This window comes from Enterococcus infantis, from assembly GCF_049166715.1.
In the GTDB taxonomy this organism is placed as follows: Bacteria; Bacillota; Bacilli; order Lactobacillales; family Enterococcaceae; genus Enterococcus_C; species Enterococcus_C leclercqii.
In genome coordinates, this window is the sequence record NZ_JBMHFB010000003.1 from 1 (window position 1) to 15,914 (window position 15,914).

Consider the following 15,914-nt stretch of genomic DNA (forward strand, 5'->3'; position numbering starts at 1 on the left):
AGACCATTTAAGCTCATAAATTGTTTGCTAGCTTTTGCTTGCAATGTTTTGTTCTCTCAATCGAAATTGAGATGCCCTACACATTGGTTCGTTTGCTTGTTGTTCAGTTTTCAAAGGTCTAAGTTGTTGTCGTTAATTGTTTCAGCAACTCTTATATCTTATCAGAAGGCTAGAAGTTTGTCAACAAAAACTTTTAAATTTTTTATTAACTTTCTTGTCTCCGACTTGACAAAAGCGTTTCTCTCTCAAGCGACTTTGCTATTTTACCAAGAAAGGAATCAGCTGTCAACTGTTTTTATCAAGTTTTTTTCTTGACCAGTTGATGGCTACTATCCCCTCAAGGACAAGATATAATATACCAACTTTGGCTTTGGATGTCAATGAAAAATGTTGATTTGGCGGGCTTTCCTTAGTTTCCTGATAATATCACTTCCATCTGTCAGCAACGTTCGTGATTACTGCGAAACAATTTGGAATTGAATGGCTTTCATTTCGTTTGTTATGTTTTTTTACTATCGAGAAATAGCGAGATTTTGAAGGCTGCTGTAAAAAAATAGTAGAAATGCATTTTATTTGATACTATTAAGGCAAATCACTTCCTTTTTTAGCTTCAACTACGGCTTATTTTTAGGCTAACTGTTCCAGTGGGAAGCTGCTTTTACGAAGGAAACTCTTTTGAGAAGGCACGGGGGCTGAAAGGTTCTTCTATCACTCCTAATCGCTTTATAGTTTTGATCAACCATTTTTTCACTATTTATATAGTAGGAGGAATTTACATTATGAAAATTTTAGTTGCAGATGATGACAAAGAGATTGTTGAATTACTGAGTATCTATCTCCACAATGAAGGGTACGAGCCGGTAAAAGCTTATGATGGTAAAGAGGCCTTATCAAAGGTTCGGACAAATCCGGATATTGAACTGTTAATATTGGATATCATGATGCCGGAAAAAGATGGTATGCAGGTGGTAAAAGAACTACGAAAAGAATCGCAAATCCCAATCATCATGCTCACAGCCAAAACAACGGATATGGATAAAATCAGAGGCTTGGTTGCCGGGGCAGATGATTACGTTACAAAACCCTTCAATCCATTAGAAGTCATGGCTCGGGTGAAATCCTTGTTGCGTCGGACAAAGATGGCTGTGCAGCCGGACCAACCTGATGTACTGGAAGTCAATTCGCTGATTATTAATAAAGACTCCCACGAGGTCAAGACCGTCGATGGCAAAGAGATCCAGCTAACCGCCTTGGAATTTGGTATCTTGTACTTGCTGGCTTCCCATCCAAATCGGGTCTTTTCTGCCGATGAAATCTTCGAACGGGTGTGGAAACAAGAGAGTGTGGTTTCTGCAAAAACTGTTATGGTCCATGTCAGTCATCTACGGGACAAGATCGAGGAGGCGACTGGTGGTGAGAAAATTATCCAAACCGTCTGGGGCGTTGGTTACAAGATCGATGCAAAATAGTAAACCAACACGTTTGATAGAAAAGCGTAAACGAATCACCCTCACCTCAAAAGAAATCAGTGAGCTTTTGGCGGAAGGCATCGTTACCGTCATCTTGTTACTTCTATTAAATGTCGCGATTATTGTCGTCTTGTCCGCTGTCATCGAAAATTCTCCTTCATTAAATGATGCCATCTGGGATACCAAAGAATCCTTGCGTAACAATTTTCAAACTAACTTCTTTCGTAGTGGACGCAACCTGATTATTCCGCTGTTTCTGATTAGCGATGTCGCTGTCTTGTACTGGCGACTGATCCGCCGTTATCGACAAATGCAGTTGCGACACATTATCAGCGAACTGCACTATATCGCTGAAGGAAATTACGATCACCGCATTCCTTTTGAATTACGAGGAGACCTCAGTCGTGTCGTTACCAGCATCAATGGCTTAGTAGACAGCACAGTGGCTGCGATTGAAGACGAACGTAGAATTGAGCAGTCAAAAGACGAGTTGATTACCAATGTCAGCCACGATATCCGCACTCCTTTGACGTCAATCATCGGCTATCTCGGTCTGATTGAAGACGGGCAGTATCAAACTGAAGATGAAATCTTGAAATATACCCACACGGCTTATGTCAAAGCCAAGCAGATGAAGTCGCTGGTGGAAGATCTCTTCGAATACACCAAAGTCCGCCAACCTACTGTGCCGGTGAATATGAGTAGCTTCGACATGGTGCAACTGGTTGAACAACTGGCCGCTGACTTTGAATTGGAAGCCAACAAAAAAGGCATTGAAATTGAAGTCGTCACGGAAGAAAAACAGTTGATGATGGATGGCGATACCGAAAAACTTGTGCGGGTCTTCAACAACTTATTCACCAATGCTTTTAAATACGGCAAAGGCGCCACCAAGCTTGTGATCCAACTGGAAAAAGTCGGAACAGAGGCCGTTATCATTGTCAAAAACAACGGTGCTGAAATTCCCAAATACGCCCTAGACTCCCTCTTTGACCGCTTCTATCGGGTGGAAGAATCTCGAAATCAGGCGACTGGTGGCACAGGACTTGGCTTAGCTATCACGCAAAGCATCGTCGCTTTACACGGTGGCTACATTTACGCGAAGTCAAATCCGGAGTGGACCTCTTTTATCATCCACCTGCCTTTGACCCGCAATCCCAAGCCAAAAGAATTGCCGAAAGTTGACGAAACACAGGAAATCTAGTATCCTAACACTAACTTGATACCTGAGACTTAAAGACCAAGTATGAATAGTTTCTCCTTTAAGAGAGCTGATGGCCGGTGAAAATCAGCAGAGGAATTTTTCGGAAATCCAGTCTTTTCTACGTCGCCTTCGTAATGGAAGGCCGTCTGATCTGCGCTAAAGATCGACAAGGGCGGCACGTCACAGTGTCGAACTTGGGTGGTACCGCGAATAAACTATTTCGTCCCAAGCATCTGCTTTGGAGGAAATAGTTTTTTTATTTTGTCCGGTCGCAAAATTCGATCATCGATTCAGGTCAAGTTTCACGACTATGAAGCCAAAGAAATAATTATATGGAGGGAAAACACATGTTAGATGTCAAAATGATCCGCCAAAATACCGAAGAGGTCAAAGCCAAATTGGCAACCCGCGGTGTTCCGGGAGCTGTCATTGATGAATTTACCACATTGGATGAACAGCGCCGCAGCCTTTTGGTAAAAACCGAGGAGCTGAAGAAATATCGCAACGATGTTTCCGGAGAAATCGCCAAATTAAAACGGGAAAAGGCCGATGCCGCAGATAAGATTGCCGAGATGAAAGAAGTCGGCGAAAAGATCAAAGTCTATGACAATGAGATTGGCGAGATTGATGAAAAACTGACCACCATCTCCACTACTTTGCCGAACCTGCCAAATGACAGCGTTCCGGTGGGTAAAGATGAAGCCGATAACGTAGAAGTCCGTCGCTGGAGCGAACCCAACGCTTTTGGTTTTGAAGCAAAAGCCCATTGGGATATCGCCGAAGACTTGGGTATTTTAGACTTTGAACGTGGTGCCAAAGTTTCCGGTGCCCGCTTTGTCTACTACAAAGGATTGGGTGCCCGGCTAGAACGTGCCCTTTACAACTTTATGTTGGATCAACATGTCTATGAACACGGCTATACTGAAATGATTACACCGTATATCGTTAACAGCAAAGCCATGTTTGGGACAGGCCAATTTCCGAAATTCAAAGAAGATGTCTTTCAATTAGCAGATACTGATCTGACGTTGATCCCTACTGCTGAGGTTCCCTTGACCAACTACTATAATGGTGAAATCTTAGAAGGCGCCGATCTTCCTATCTACTTCACTGCACTGAGCCCTTCTTTCCGTTCTGAAGCCGGTAGTGCCGGGCGCGATACCCGCGGTTTGATTCGTCTGCATCAATTCAATAAAGTTGAAATGGTAAAATTCTCCGATGCGGAACATTCTTATGATGAACTGGAAAAGATGACCAACAACGCTGAAGACATTCTGCAAAAATTAGGACTGCCGTACCGAGTGATGGCTTTGTCTACTGGTGATATGGGCTTTTCCGCAGCCAAAACTTATGATTTGGAAGTATGGATTCCTGCTCAAGACATGTATCGGGAAATCAGTTCTTGTTCCAACTGCGAAGACTTCCAAGCCCGCCGAGCAATGATTCGTTACCGAGATACAGAGGGTAAGATTCGCTACGCCCACACATTGAACGGTTCTGGTTTAGCAGTCGGTCGTACCGTAGCAGCTGTCTTGGAAAATTATCAAAACGAAGACGGCAGCGTGACAATTCCTGAAGTACTGGTGCCTTACATGGGCGGTTTGACCAAAATCACTAAAGACTGACCTGACAAAAATGAAAGCCCGGCAGACAGCCATCTAACTTGAAAGCAGTTCTCAATGGTGATACATTGGGAATGCACTATATGAAAAAGACACTCTTTACGGGGGATATATGTTCAATGGAAGAAAATCAAGAAATGAGCCGCTCTAGCCGCCACCAAAAAAAGCGGTCTAAAAACGAAAAGCCGGATAAAATCGTCGATGAAAACCCGCCGCAACCAGAAATTGCTGCGGAAGGCCCCGCGGAGGAAGTGGTACCGACTCAAGAAGACAACCACTCATCAGAGGAGCCTTCTCGCAGCAACAAACCCACCGAGCCAAGGAAAAAGGGACGCTGGGGTAAGCACATCTTCACTTTGGTCAGCCTCTTAGTCGTCTTGGCAGTCGCCGGCAGTGCTTATCTGTTTTACGACATGAAACGACAGGAAGCCCTCGCTCAAGAACGCTTTGACAACGGCGCTAAAAACCTGCTGGCTGAAGTCCAAGAAGAGCGCAACCAAAGTGGCATCACCGACAAAAAGACCGAAAAAGATGGCAAAGATTTAAAAACTGTCGTCTATGTTCCTGAAGACAAAGATGGTGACTTGCCAGTAAAAGATGCCGCAGCCAGCTTAGAAGAACTCGTAGCAAAAGCCAAAGAAAAAATCAAAGATGATAAAGCCGTCGTCGTTGGTAAATTGGCTGTCGACACCGTCTCTGATCAATTGGATATCTACCAGCTGGTAGCGCAACCTTATACCTGGGATGATTCAAAAGAAAGTTTCGTTACCGGCAAACCGGTCACCGGAGAATCCCAGTACATTTTCCACAAAACCGGCAAACCTGTGACTATCCAAGACTTACTTCCTGAAGAAGCAGATCTCCTCGGCATCCAACAAGTCATTCAACAAAAGATTCTGGATGCCGCGGATGACAAGGAGGCCATTTTTGACAAGGTGTTAGATATGCCGCGGATCAGTATGAAAGACAAAATTGTTTACTCACCAGAAAAGCTGACCATCACCTTACCAAAAAATGATACCGGCACAGATGAAATCACTTTGGAGTACAAAGACATCGCTGCATATATCAACACCTCTTTGGTAGATGCCAAAGCTTTGCAAGATCCAGACAAAATTACGTTGGATCCAAATAAGAAATATGTGGCGTTGACCTTTGACGATGGTCCAAATGCTGCTACCACTGGTAAAGTTTTGGATATTTTGAAAGAAAAGAAAGCGACAGCAACATTCTTCCTACTAGGGCAAAACGTTGCTGAAAATCACGACTTGGTTCAACGCATGGTAAAAGAAGGCATGGATGTCGGGAGCCACTCTTTTTCTCACCCGATATTGACTACTCTCAGTGATGAACAAGTCAAAGAAGAAGTCCGAAAAACAGACAAGGCCATCTTTGAAGCTTGTGGACAGTTACCGAAAAATTTCCGTGCTCCCTATGGTGCAGCCGATCAGCGGGTGGCAAATATCGTCGGGAAGCCATTGATCAACTGGAGCGTAGATTCCCAAGACTGGGAATTGAAAAATGCGCCGAAGACAGTGGATCGAGTTAAAAACACACTGTATGAAGGCTCGATTGTTTTGATGCATGATATTCATCAAACCACCGTCGATGCCCTACCGGAAATTATCGATAACATGCGCAATGAGGGCTATGAATTTGTGTCTGTCGATACGTTGTTGCAACAGACGCAAAAACCGCTGTATACCTACTTCGGGGAAAAAGATTTCCGAATGGTGCCATAATTGGTTAACAAGCAAAAAGAGAAGCAACTTCTTTAGCGGAAGTTGCTTCTCTTTTTGCTTGTGGCTCACGTTTGGTAGCATTCGCTTTGAAGGCAGGTGCTTGGGTGGTTGTTACAGCCCTTCATGACTAAATGTTTCAAAGGCTGTGATACTCGGCAATTTCTATTGGCAGCTTAGCAAACAGTTCAAGCTCTCCCTTTAGAAAGCAGCCACCTGAAGGGTACTTCCTATTCTTAAGGTGGGTTCAAAAAGTTTTCACGTGAAACATTTTTACTTTTCTAATGCCTGATAATGTCTCTAGCTAGGGATTTCCAGCATAACGAGTGCAGTTGGTCATTAGTCAGCGTCTGAGATTTTTAACAAGTAAAAACCGACTATCTTCCATTAAAATTAGTGGAAGATAGTCGGTTTTTGAGGTCTCACGTTTGGTAGTGTTCGCTTCAAAGAACGTGACGAATTGTCACAGCTCCTTCTAACTTATTGTTCGACGGAGTAGTTTGGTGCTTCTTTTGTGATTTGAACATCGTGAGGATGGGATTCTTTCAATCCGCTGCCGCTCATTTGGATGAACTGGGCATCGTCTCGTAATTGTTTCAGGTTGCCTGCACCAACATAACCCATGCCGGCCCGCAAACCACCAATCATTTGGAACAAGATATCAGATACGCTGCCTTTGTAAGCTACCCGACCTTCGATTCCCTCTGGCACCAACTTGTTGGCTTCATTGACGCTACCTTGGAAGTAACGATCGCTGGAGCCTTTTTCCATTGCTCCCAATGAGCCCATGCCTCGGTAAGTTTTAAAGCGGCGGCCTTGGTAGATTTCGAATTCGCCTGGAGATTCATCTGTCCCTGCCAGCATAGAGCCCAACATTACCGCATGACCACCGGCAGCCAAAGCCTTCACGATATCGCCGGAGTACTTGATCCCGCCATCTGCAATAATCGCTTTGCCGTATTGACGAGCCACTGAAGCAGCATCGTAAATCGCCGTCAACTGAGGGACGCCGACACCAGCGACTACACGAGTCGTACAAATGGAGCCAGGTCCGATCCCGACTTTCACTACATCGACACCGACATCATATAATGCTTTGGTAGCTTCTGCAGTGGCTACATTGCCGGCAATTAAGGTTGCTTCTGGGAAAGTTTCACGAATCTCTTTAATCTTCCGGATAACACCGGCGCTGTGCCCATGGGCAGTATCAATGACAATCGCATCGGCACCAGCTTCTAACAATGCACCAGCCCGCTCAAAGGTATCGCTGGTCACGCCGACAGCTGCAGCCACTAACAAACGACCATGTTCATCTTTGGCAGCATTCGGGAATTCAATCACTTTTTCAATGTCTTTAATCGTGATCAGACCGCTGAGACGGCCTTCTTCATCAACAATCGGGAGTTTTTCGATTTTGTGTTTTTGCAGAATCTTTTCAGCATCCTGCAGTTTCGTACCAACTGGAGCAGTAACGAGTTCGGATTTAGTCATGACATCATTAATCGGAATACTGTAATCCGTAACAAAACGCATGTCACGGTTAGTAATAATCCCTACCAATTTACGGTTTTCCATCGTTTCAACGATTGGCACACCACTAATGCGGTATTTGGCCATCAAATGTTCTGCATCCGCCACCAGGTGATCTGGCGTCAAAAAGAACGGATCAATGATTACGCCGCTTTCGGAGCGTTTGACTTTGCGAACTTCATCCGCTTGTTGGGCAATCGTCATGTTCTTGTGAATGACACCCAAACCGCCTTGACGACTCATGGCAATTGCCATTTTGCTGTCGGTGACGGTATCCATACTTGCTGAAAGGATCGGGATATTGAGTTTGATGTTTTTGGCAAGCTGCACGCTCATATCCACATCATTTGGCAATACATGGCTTTCTGCCGGAATCAGCAGCACGTCATCGAAGGTCAAGCCTTTTTTCGCGAATTTCGTTTCCCAGTTGGACATTTTCGTTACCACTCCTCGATTTTATTTTTATTGATGAATTTAACAGAAATATTGCTACAAGTCAACCAACAGACAGGGATTCTTAGGAAAGCTGCTTCCCTTTAAAAAGCACCGCTGATAAAGCATAGACTTTTCCTGTATTCATCTTTATTAATAAAGTAATTAATAAAGTAGCTTTTTTACTACACCCCCTCCCCTGCTCCTTCTAAGTGAAAACTGCTTCTATTGTCCCAGCTAAGAAAAATTTAAAGGTGCAGAAATCCCGCTCTATTAACGCCAACTGTCGCTACCTTTATTTCGGGGTCGCTTTTTTAGTTGAAATACAGTATACTGGTTTCGAGTTAATATGTTAACAAGTTAAGGAGTCTTGCGTAATGAATTCAATAAATGAGCAGCGCTTGGTCGCCCTGGGGCAACAAGTGACCCCGGCCTGGTTGGAAGATCAAATCCACTCTGCCATCCTTAAAATCGAGAAAAATATGCTTCGCTTTGGGGAACAATTTCCCTCAGCCTGTGCCACTGACGGCATTTATCGCCTCAAACCAAACGATGACTGGACCAACGGCTTTTGGACGGGCATGTTGTGGTTGGCCTATGAATGGACCGGCGATTCGAAATTTCGACAATTGGCAAAAACCAATCTAGACAGCTTTCAAGATCGCTTAGACCGGCACTTCGTCTTGGATCACCATGATATTGGCTTTCTCTACAGCTTATCGGCTGTAGCTGGCCATCAACTGACCCGCGAAGAGGCTTATCGTAAACAAGTTTTGCAGGCGGCAGATGTCCTGATGGCACGTTTTCAGACCCGCGGCAATTTTATTCAAGCTTGGGGAAAAATGGGCGATGCAAAAGAGTATCGCTTGATCATTGATTCACTGATTAACCTCCCGCTTTTGTTCCGGGCATCACAGCTCTCGGGTGATTCTCGCTATCGAGAAGTTGCCCAAAAGCATTATCAAACACTGCTTCACACGGTCATCAAGCCCGATGCCACGACTTACCATACCTACTACTTTGATCCTCAAACGGGCGAGCCGTCACACGGCGCGACCCATCAAGGCAACAGCGACAACTCCATCTGGGCACGAGGCCAAAGCTGGGGTGTGTTGGGAATTCCATTAAACCAGCATTATTTGGATACCCCTTATCCTGCAATCTATCCTCAACTGGTCACGGTTTTTCTTGATCATTTACCGGCGGATCTCATTCCTTACTGGGATTTTGATTTCACAGATGAAAAGCCGTCGGAAAAAGACAGTTCGGCTCTGGCTATCGCTGCCTGCGGACTGTTGGAAGCCGCTAAGCAAAAAGCTTATCCTGAGGCCAAACAGTTGGCTAAAGGCATGATTTATCAGTTGGGAACCTTGTACACAACTCAGGATTTGCAAAATGAAGGAGTATTACTTCACGGCGTGTATGCCCACAGCGAAGGCAAAGGCATCGATGAACCCAACCTCTGGGGCGATTACTTCTATTTGGAAGCTTTGATGCGCCTGCAAAACCCCGACTGGAAAAACTACTGGTAAGGAGACCACCACTATGACCACCTTTGCAATCAAAGAAGATTTTTTATTAGATGAGCAGCCCTTCAAAATCATCAGCGGGGCGTTACACTACTTCCGGATGACACCACAGCAATGGGAAGACAGTCTTTATAACCTGAAAGCCCTGGGCGCAAACACGGTTGAAACTTATATTCCCTGGAATTTACACGAAGCACAAGAAGGTGTGTTTGATTTTTCCGGCTCTAAAAATCTGGAAGCTTTTGTCCGACTGGCGGAAAAATTGGGCTTGTGGGTCATCTTGCGTCCTTCTGCATACATCTGCGCGGAATGGGAATTCGGTGGGTTGCCCGCCTGGCTGTTAAAAGAACCCGGCATCCGGCTGCGCTCCGGTGATCCCCGCTTCATGAGCAAAGTCGCAGCTTATTATCAAGAACTGCTGCCTCGTTTGTTGCCACTCCAGATCACTCACGGCGGCCCAGTCCTGATGGTCCAAATTGAAAATGAATACGGCTCATACGGCATGGACAAAGATTATCTTAGACAAACTAAGAAACTGTTGGAAGCCGGCGGAATTGATGTGCCGCTGTTCACCTCAGACGGGGCCTGGCCTGAGGTATTAGACGCGGGTACCTTGATTGAAGAAGATGTCTTTGTCACCGGCAATTTCGGCAGTCGTTCCAAAGAAAATGCGGCCGTTTTACAAGACTTCATGGCGGCTCATGGTAAGAAATGGCCCTTGATGTGTATGGAATATTGGGACGGCTGGTTCAATCGTTGGGGCGAACCGATCGTCAAACGTGACCCCCAAGATTTAGCAAATGAAGTCCAGGACATGCTGGAAATCGGGTCTGTTAATCTCTATATGTTTCATGGGGGCAGCAATTTCGGTTTTTACAACGGCTGCTCGGCGCGAGGCCAGCAAGATTTGCCTCAAGTAACCAGCTATGATTATGACGCACTCCTGACAGAAGCCGGCCAGCCAACAGAAAAATATTACCTCGTACAACAGGCTATCAAAGCTGTCTGTCCTGACGTTTGGCAAGCCGAACCGCGGGTCAAAAAACTGGTAGCTTTAGGAACATATCCGGTTTCTGACAGCGTCTCGCTCTTAAAAGTGAAGGACCAATTGATGTCACCAATAACGACAGCATATCCATTGACCATGGAACAGGCTGGCAGCGGCTATGGTTACTTGCTGTATTCTCTGGATTTAAAAAACTACCATCATGAAAACAGTATTAAAGTCGTCGATGCCGGTGACCGCATTCAAGCCTATGTTGACGGTGCCTTAACGCCTTTACAACAGACAGACCCATTACTCCGGGAAATGACGCTTACAGGAGCCAGCTCTCAGGATATTATCACCCTTGATCTTTTAGTAGAAAATCAAGGACGCGTCAACTACGGTTATAAATTGAACCATCCTGGTCAAAGCAAAGGCATTCGCGGCGGTGTAATGCAAGACATTCATTTCCACCAGGGCTACCGCCATTATCCCTTAGATTTCTCTTCTGAACAGTTGGCCGCTGTTGATTTCAGTGCTGGAAAAGACCCGCAGCAGCCTTCGTTTTATCGCTTTTCGTTTGACCTGGATGCCATCGGTGACAGTTTTATCGATTGTTCTGCTTATGGCAAAGGTGTCGTTATCGTCAACGGTCACAATCTGGGGCGCTACTGGAATCAAGGTCCCATCTATTCCCTGTATTGTCCAAAAGAATTCCTGCGCCAAGGTGCCAATGAAGTAATTATCTTCGAAACAGAAGGCATTGAATTGACCCAACTGCGCTTTACCGATCAGCCAATCTGCGACACAGAATAAATTTCTCACAACATCAAAATAGAGATGGCGGCTTATTCAGCCTCCACCTCTATTTTTGTTTTGAAGTATTTCCAATGTTTGTAGCTGACGATATACTCTGCGACGCTGTGATCCGGCAAATAGGTATGTTTGATCTGCTTGACTGCCGGCTCCCGGAAGCTCAAATGCAATCGATTCAAAATCTGCGGCTCATCTGGAAAGACGATTTCATTGGTTTCAACCGACGCCATCGCAAACAAATCAATCCCAAAATCTTTTCTGACCCGCTCGTATACACTGGCATAATGCGCAAGGTCATTGTCCAGCGGCTCTTTGACGAGGGTACGGGGCAGATGAGTGATGTGTAAAAGAAACGGCGCATCCTCAAAATAACGAACCCGCACGATTTTGTAATAGGCGGACTCTTCCGGCAGTCCCAACTCCACAAGCATCTCCGGTTCTTGTTCCAAGGTAATCGATAAGACCTCTACTCGCTCCGTATCGCTTGTATGAAGTTCAATATCGGAAAATTTGACACTTTGGGAAACTTTCGCTTTAGAAACAAAGGTCCCCTTCCCCTGAATCCGATACAGATAACCCGCTGCTGTTAATTCGTTCAGCGCCTTTACCGCCGTAATCGAGCTAACTGCATATTTGCGTTTAATATCCGCTTCGGAATAAAATTTATCCCCCGGCGTGAAGGTATGATTTTTGATTTCTGCCAACAGATCTTGTTTGATCTGCTCATATTTTGGTAACACGATGACGGCCTCCCTCTGTACTGCTCATACAGCAAGCATAACATGTCAAGTTGTTTCGTGCAATTGTTTCTATGCGCAGCGCTTTCAAGGTGCAAAATGATGCCCCGCATTTTTCTGTTCTCAACTCCTTGCTCGTTAATTTAAGGCTCGTTTTATAAGTGAAAACTTCCACAAAAGGAAATTATTTTCATTTTTTCGTCAGGATGATCAGCAACAGGCTGCAAACAGTGACCAAACTTCGCCGCTAATATTTTCACGAAAAAATATAATATATTAAGAGGTTAGGTTTACTTCGAATAAAAGATGTGATATAGTGAACACGTTCAAAAGATGACATATTAAGTTGACACTTTTTATTGGAGGGAACAAGATGAAAAACATCGTATTGGTGAGCCACGGCGATATGGCTGCTGGCGTCAAAGCCAGTCTCGAGATGATTGTCGGTCGCCAAGACCAAGTCCATGTCGTCTCCTTGCGACCAGATGGTGATGACCGGCAATTCGCTGCTGATTTACAGGCAAAAATGAAAACCCTTTACGGATCAACATTAATCATTACTGATCTATTGGGAGGCACTCCAGGAAACGTCTCATTAAAGCAATACTTGGAAAATGATGACGTCCAAATCATCAGTGGTTTATCGTTGCCGCTGGTCATGGAAGCGGCGTTAAACCCCAATGCAACAATCAGTGAACTGATTGCTACAGGGCGCAACGGTATTTCTGATCTCAAACATGCACTGACTGCTACCCAACCGACAACCACAGAAGCGGCGCCGGCAAGTGGCGCTGAAGACTTGTCCCAATATGCAGACTACGCCGGCAAAGCCAATGTCGTCAACGTCCGTATTGACGAGCGCTTGATTCACGGTCAAGTAGCAGGTATCTGGACCACCAGCCTCAATACGCAACGAATCATCGTAATCAATGATGAAGCAGCGACAGATCCATTGCAAAAATCTTCTTTGCGAATGGCGGCCCCTTCTTCGATGCGTTTGTCCGTCTTACCGGTAGATACGGCAGCTCACAACGTCGAAAGTGGAAAATACGGCAATCAACGCCTTTTCCTATTGTTTAAAAACCCAACTGACGTGCTCCGTTATCTGGAAAGCGGTGGGACATTAGCCACTGTCAATGTCGGAAACATGAGCTACAAAGACGGTACCAGAGAAGTCACAAAGAGCATTCAGGTAACCGCGGCAGAAGAAGAGGTTTTTGAAGCTATTGCCCAACGCAATGTCAAGATAACGGCTCAATTAGTTCCAAATGACCCAGTCGTCGATTTTATGCAAAAACTGAATCACTAAGGAGGAAACGAGTATGCATTTAGCTGCTTATCAAATCATTCTTATTACTATCTATGCTTTTATTGCTATTAACGATTCATTTATTTCCAACACTTTGACCCAGCCGGCGATTGCCGGGATGATCTCTGGTTTGATCATGGGGGACTTGAAAACCGGCCTGATGGTAGGTGGTACCTTGCAATTGATGCGCCTGGGGATTGCAGCTTTCGGGGGCGCTTCGGTGCCGGATTACTTTACCGGTGCAGTCTTAGGTACCGCCTTTGCCGTCATCTCTGGTAAAGGTGCCGAATACGGTATCGGACTTGCAGTGCCGGTATCCTTGCTGATGTTACAGCTGGACGTCGTGGCCCGCTTCTCCAATGTCTTCTTGCTTCACCGAGTAGACAAAGCCATCGAAAACATGCAGATCAAACGCATCCCGCGACTGGTATTATCAGGATCTGTTTTGTGGGGATTGTCTCGAGCGATTCCAATTCTCTTGATGCTGTTGGCAGGAGACGCAGTGGTCACTACCCTCACCAACAACATGCCGGAATGGCTGATGAACGGATTGAAAACTGCCGGTGGCGTGATGCCCGTCGTTGGTATCGGTATTTTGTTGCGTTACTTACCGACAAAACAATACATTCCTTATCTTCTAGTCGGTTTCTTCCTGGCTGCTTATTTGCAAGTTCCAATGCTGGGTGTTTCCATTATTGGTGTCGTGGCGGCAATGATCGTCTTCTCCCACGACAAAGAAAAGAATAACAATAATACTCAAACTGTCACAACTGCAGGAAGCTTTGAAGGAGGCATCGATGGCGATGAATGACAAAAAAATAACTAAAAAAGATCTGAATCACATCAGCTGGCGCTATATTCTGGGCAGTCAGTTGAACTGGAACTATGAACGAATGATGAGCTCCGGTTACCTTTACGGGATCTTGCCTGTTTTGAAAAAACTCTACGGGGATGACGAAGCACAATTGCAAGATATGATGCGGGTGCATAACCAATTCTTCAATACCAATGCCATCTTTGGCAACCTCATCATGGGGATTGACGTGGCTATCGAAGAACAAGACGGCTACAAAGCCAAAGATACCGTAGCCGCATTGAAAACGGCATTGATGGGTTCTCTAGCAGGGGTTGGGGATTCCTTGTTTCATGTGATTTGGGGGACTATTTTTGGTTCCATCGCCGGTACTTTGGCTCAAAGCGGTTCTACCATCGGCTGTATCATCTGGATCTTAGCCAACATCGCATTGCTCTTTGGTCGTGCGGCACTGCTGCCTCTAGGTTACACGCAAGGGGTCAAGCTGGTAACAACATTGAAAAACCAGCTGTCCGCCTTCACCAATGCCGCAACCGTCTTAGGGGTTACAGTAATCGGTGCGCTGATTCCTTCTGTGGTCAAAGCTTCCGTTCCTCTCGTCTATAAAAAAGACGGCGTTGAGCTGGTCATTCAAGATACACTGAATGCCATCTTGCCAGCACTGGTGCCTGTCTTGTTAGTTGCCCTGACTTACTGGATGTTGGGCCAGAAAAAACTCAATTCTACTCGCGTGATTTGGATCATCTTGATTTTGTCGATTCTTTTGAGCGCTATGGGAATCCTGGCTTAATGCTTCTGATAAATACTCGTGCCCGCTGGCTGATCTTTGAAGATCGGCAGCGGGTATTTTAGTTGCCGTAGACTAGCAGACCCCGCTAGCTGTACCTTGTTAGGCTCTGATACCTTTAGAAAAAATACTCCCTCCCACTAAAACACCCCCTGTCTCTCCTATTTTTTGCCAAAAACCAGTGCTGATTTTGAATCCTATCTAGTATTTGTTAGAATTATCTTAGTGAGAAATCGATTTCACTAATGAATGGAGGAAGTGAAGCAATGGAGGAATTCAATCGGGCGCTGGCCCACCTGCAAGAAAAGTTCGGAGACAAGGATAATCTGATCGGGCTGTCCACCATCAGTCTAAAATCAACACCTGATGGACGGCCACACCCCGCCGTCCGTTTTGTGGATGCCTATTATGAGGATGGTGCTTTTTACACCGTGACTTACGCAACGAGTTGCAAAGTCCAACAAATCATGGCAAATCCGGCGGTAGCCATCTGCTATGTCGTGGACAGCTTCACTGCAGACGGTCACGGAGAAAACCTCGGCTGGGTCAAAGATAGCAAAAACAGTGCCCTCGCTGCCAAACTGCGGGAAATTTTTGCCGAATGGTACGACGATGCCAACAATGACGACGACCCTAACACCTGTATCCTGAAAATCACACTGGACAAAGGGCTGTGGAATTTTCCCCACGAGGGAAAATGTACCCTCATTGATTTTGTGACAAAAGAAGTCGAACATCGGGGGTAGCCGCAATTTTCTGTGACTTACGAAGCTACTTCAACAATAATAACGGCGCTACTCAAACCGATGACATTTGTTGTGTCTGGATCCGCTGAAGAAACGTTCCCTTACAGTGAATGACACTGACTTCATTTGATGAAGTCAAGATTAGCCATCCTCTGCAATATTTAACAAAAAAAGACAAGTCACTTCCACATTTTT

12 protein-coding genes are annotated in these 15,914 nt (G+C 45.4%); 10 read left to right on the forward strand and 2 right to left on the reverse strand.

Annotation, left to right across the window (positions count from 1 at the left end; genetic code table 11):
* The first annotated feature begins 779 nt into the window (after positions 1-779).
* From croR to ACOMA8_RS04105, 4 genes are all read left to right on the forward strand, one after another.
* Positions 780-1,469, forward strand: coding sequence for a response regulator transcription factor CroR (croR, locus tag ACOMA8_RS04090; RefSeq protein WP_161900421.1), 690 nt, complete (start codon positions 780-782; stop codon positions 1,467-1,469).
* Complete coding sequence (locus ACOMA8_RS04095; RefSeq protein ID WP_161900436.1) at positions 1,459-2,673, forward strand: sensor histidine kinase; 1,215 nt, start codon at positions 1,459-1,461, stop codon at positions 2,671-2,673. The genes croR and ACOMA8_RS04095 overlap by 11 nt, the downstream gene beginning before the upstream one ends.
* Positions 2,674-3,020: 347 nt before the next feature.
* Positions 3,021-4,298 carry a serine--tRNA ligase gene (serS, locus tag ACOMA8_RS04100; RefSeq protein WP_421368751.1) on the forward strand — a complete coding sequence of 426 codons (1,278 nt, stop codon included), beginning with the start codon at positions 3,021-3,023 and terminating at the stop codon, positions 4,296-4,298.
* A 116-nt stretch (positions 4,299-4,414) separates the two neighbouring features.
* A complete protein-coding gene (locus ACOMA8_RS04105; protein ID WP_421368752.1) occupies positions 4,415-6,037 on the forward strand; it encodes a polysaccharide deacetylase family protein in 1,623 nt (540 codons plus the stop codon).
* 477 nt (positions 6,038-6,514) lie between these two features.
* Here ACOMA8_RS04105 and guaB read toward each other — a convergent pair whose 3' ends face one another.
* Complete coding sequence (guaB, locus tag ACOMA8_RS04110; RefSeq protein WP_161900419.1) at positions 6,515-7,999, reverse strand: IMP dehydrogenase; 1,485 nt, start codon at positions 7,997-7,999, stop codon at positions 6,515-6,517.
* A 374-nt stretch (positions 8,000-8,373) separates the two neighbouring features.
* Between guaB and ACOMA8_RS04115 the strand changes: the two genes are divergently transcribed.
* Both ACOMA8_RS04115 and ACOMA8_RS04120 read left to right on the forward strand, forming a co-directional pair.
* Entirely contained in the window at positions 8,374-9,528 is a 1,155-nt protein-coding gene (locus ACOMA8_RS04115) for a glycoside hydrolase family 88 protein (protein ID WP_421368754.1), read from the forward strand.
* A 13-nt stretch (positions 9,529-9,541) separates the two neighbouring features.
* A complete protein-coding gene (locus ACOMA8_RS04120) occupies positions 9,542-11,326 on the forward strand; it encodes a glycoside hydrolase family 35 protein (protein WP_421368756.1) in 1,785 nt (594 codons plus the stop codon).
* A gap of 32 nt (positions 11,327-11,358) precedes the next feature.
* Here ACOMA8_RS04120 and ACOMA8_RS04125 read toward each other — a convergent pair whose 3' ends face one another.
* Complete coding sequence (locus ACOMA8_RS04125; RefSeq protein ID WP_161900416.1) at positions 11,359-12,066, reverse strand: GntR family transcriptional regulator; 708 nt, start codon at positions 12,064-12,066, stop codon at positions 11,359-11,361.
* Between the two features lie 370 nt (positions 12,067-12,436).
* Between ACOMA8_RS04125 and ACOMA8_RS04130 the strand changes: the two genes are divergently transcribed.
* The 4 genes from ACOMA8_RS04130 (at position 12,437) to ACOMA8_RS04145 (ending at position 15,719) form a co-directional block, all read left to right on the forward strand.
* Entirely contained in the window at positions 12,437-13,372 is a 936-nt protein-coding gene (locus ACOMA8_RS04130) for a PTS sugar transporter subunit IIAB (protein WP_421368759.1), read from the forward strand.
* A 13-nt stretch (positions 13,373-13,385) separates the two neighbouring features.
* Positions 13,386-14,183 carry a PTS mannose/fructose/sorbose/N-acetylgalactosamine transporter subunit IIC gene (locus ACOMA8_RS04135; protein ID WP_161900414.1) on the forward strand — a complete coding sequence of 266 codons (798 nt, stop codon included), beginning with the start codon at positions 13,386-13,388 and terminating at the stop codon, positions 14,181-14,183.
* Positions 14,170-14,976 carry a PTS system mannose/fructose/sorbose family transporter subunit IID gene (locus tag ACOMA8_RS04140; protein ID WP_161900413.1) on the forward strand — a complete coding sequence of 269 codons (807 nt, stop codon included), beginning with the start codon at positions 14,170-14,172 and terminating at the stop codon, positions 14,974-14,976. Before ACOMA8_RS04135 ends, ACOMA8_RS04140 begins: the two co-directional genes overlap by 14 nt.
* A 263-nt stretch (positions 14,977-15,239) precedes the next feature.
* Positions 15,240-15,719 (forward strand): pyridoxamine 5'-phosphate oxidase family protein, encoded by a 480-nt coding sequence (locus tag ACOMA8_RS04145; protein ID WP_421368762.1) that lies wholly within the window; start codon positions 15,240-15,242, stop codon positions 15,717-15,719.
* The last annotated feature ends 195 nt before the right edge of the window (positions 15,720-15,914 follow it).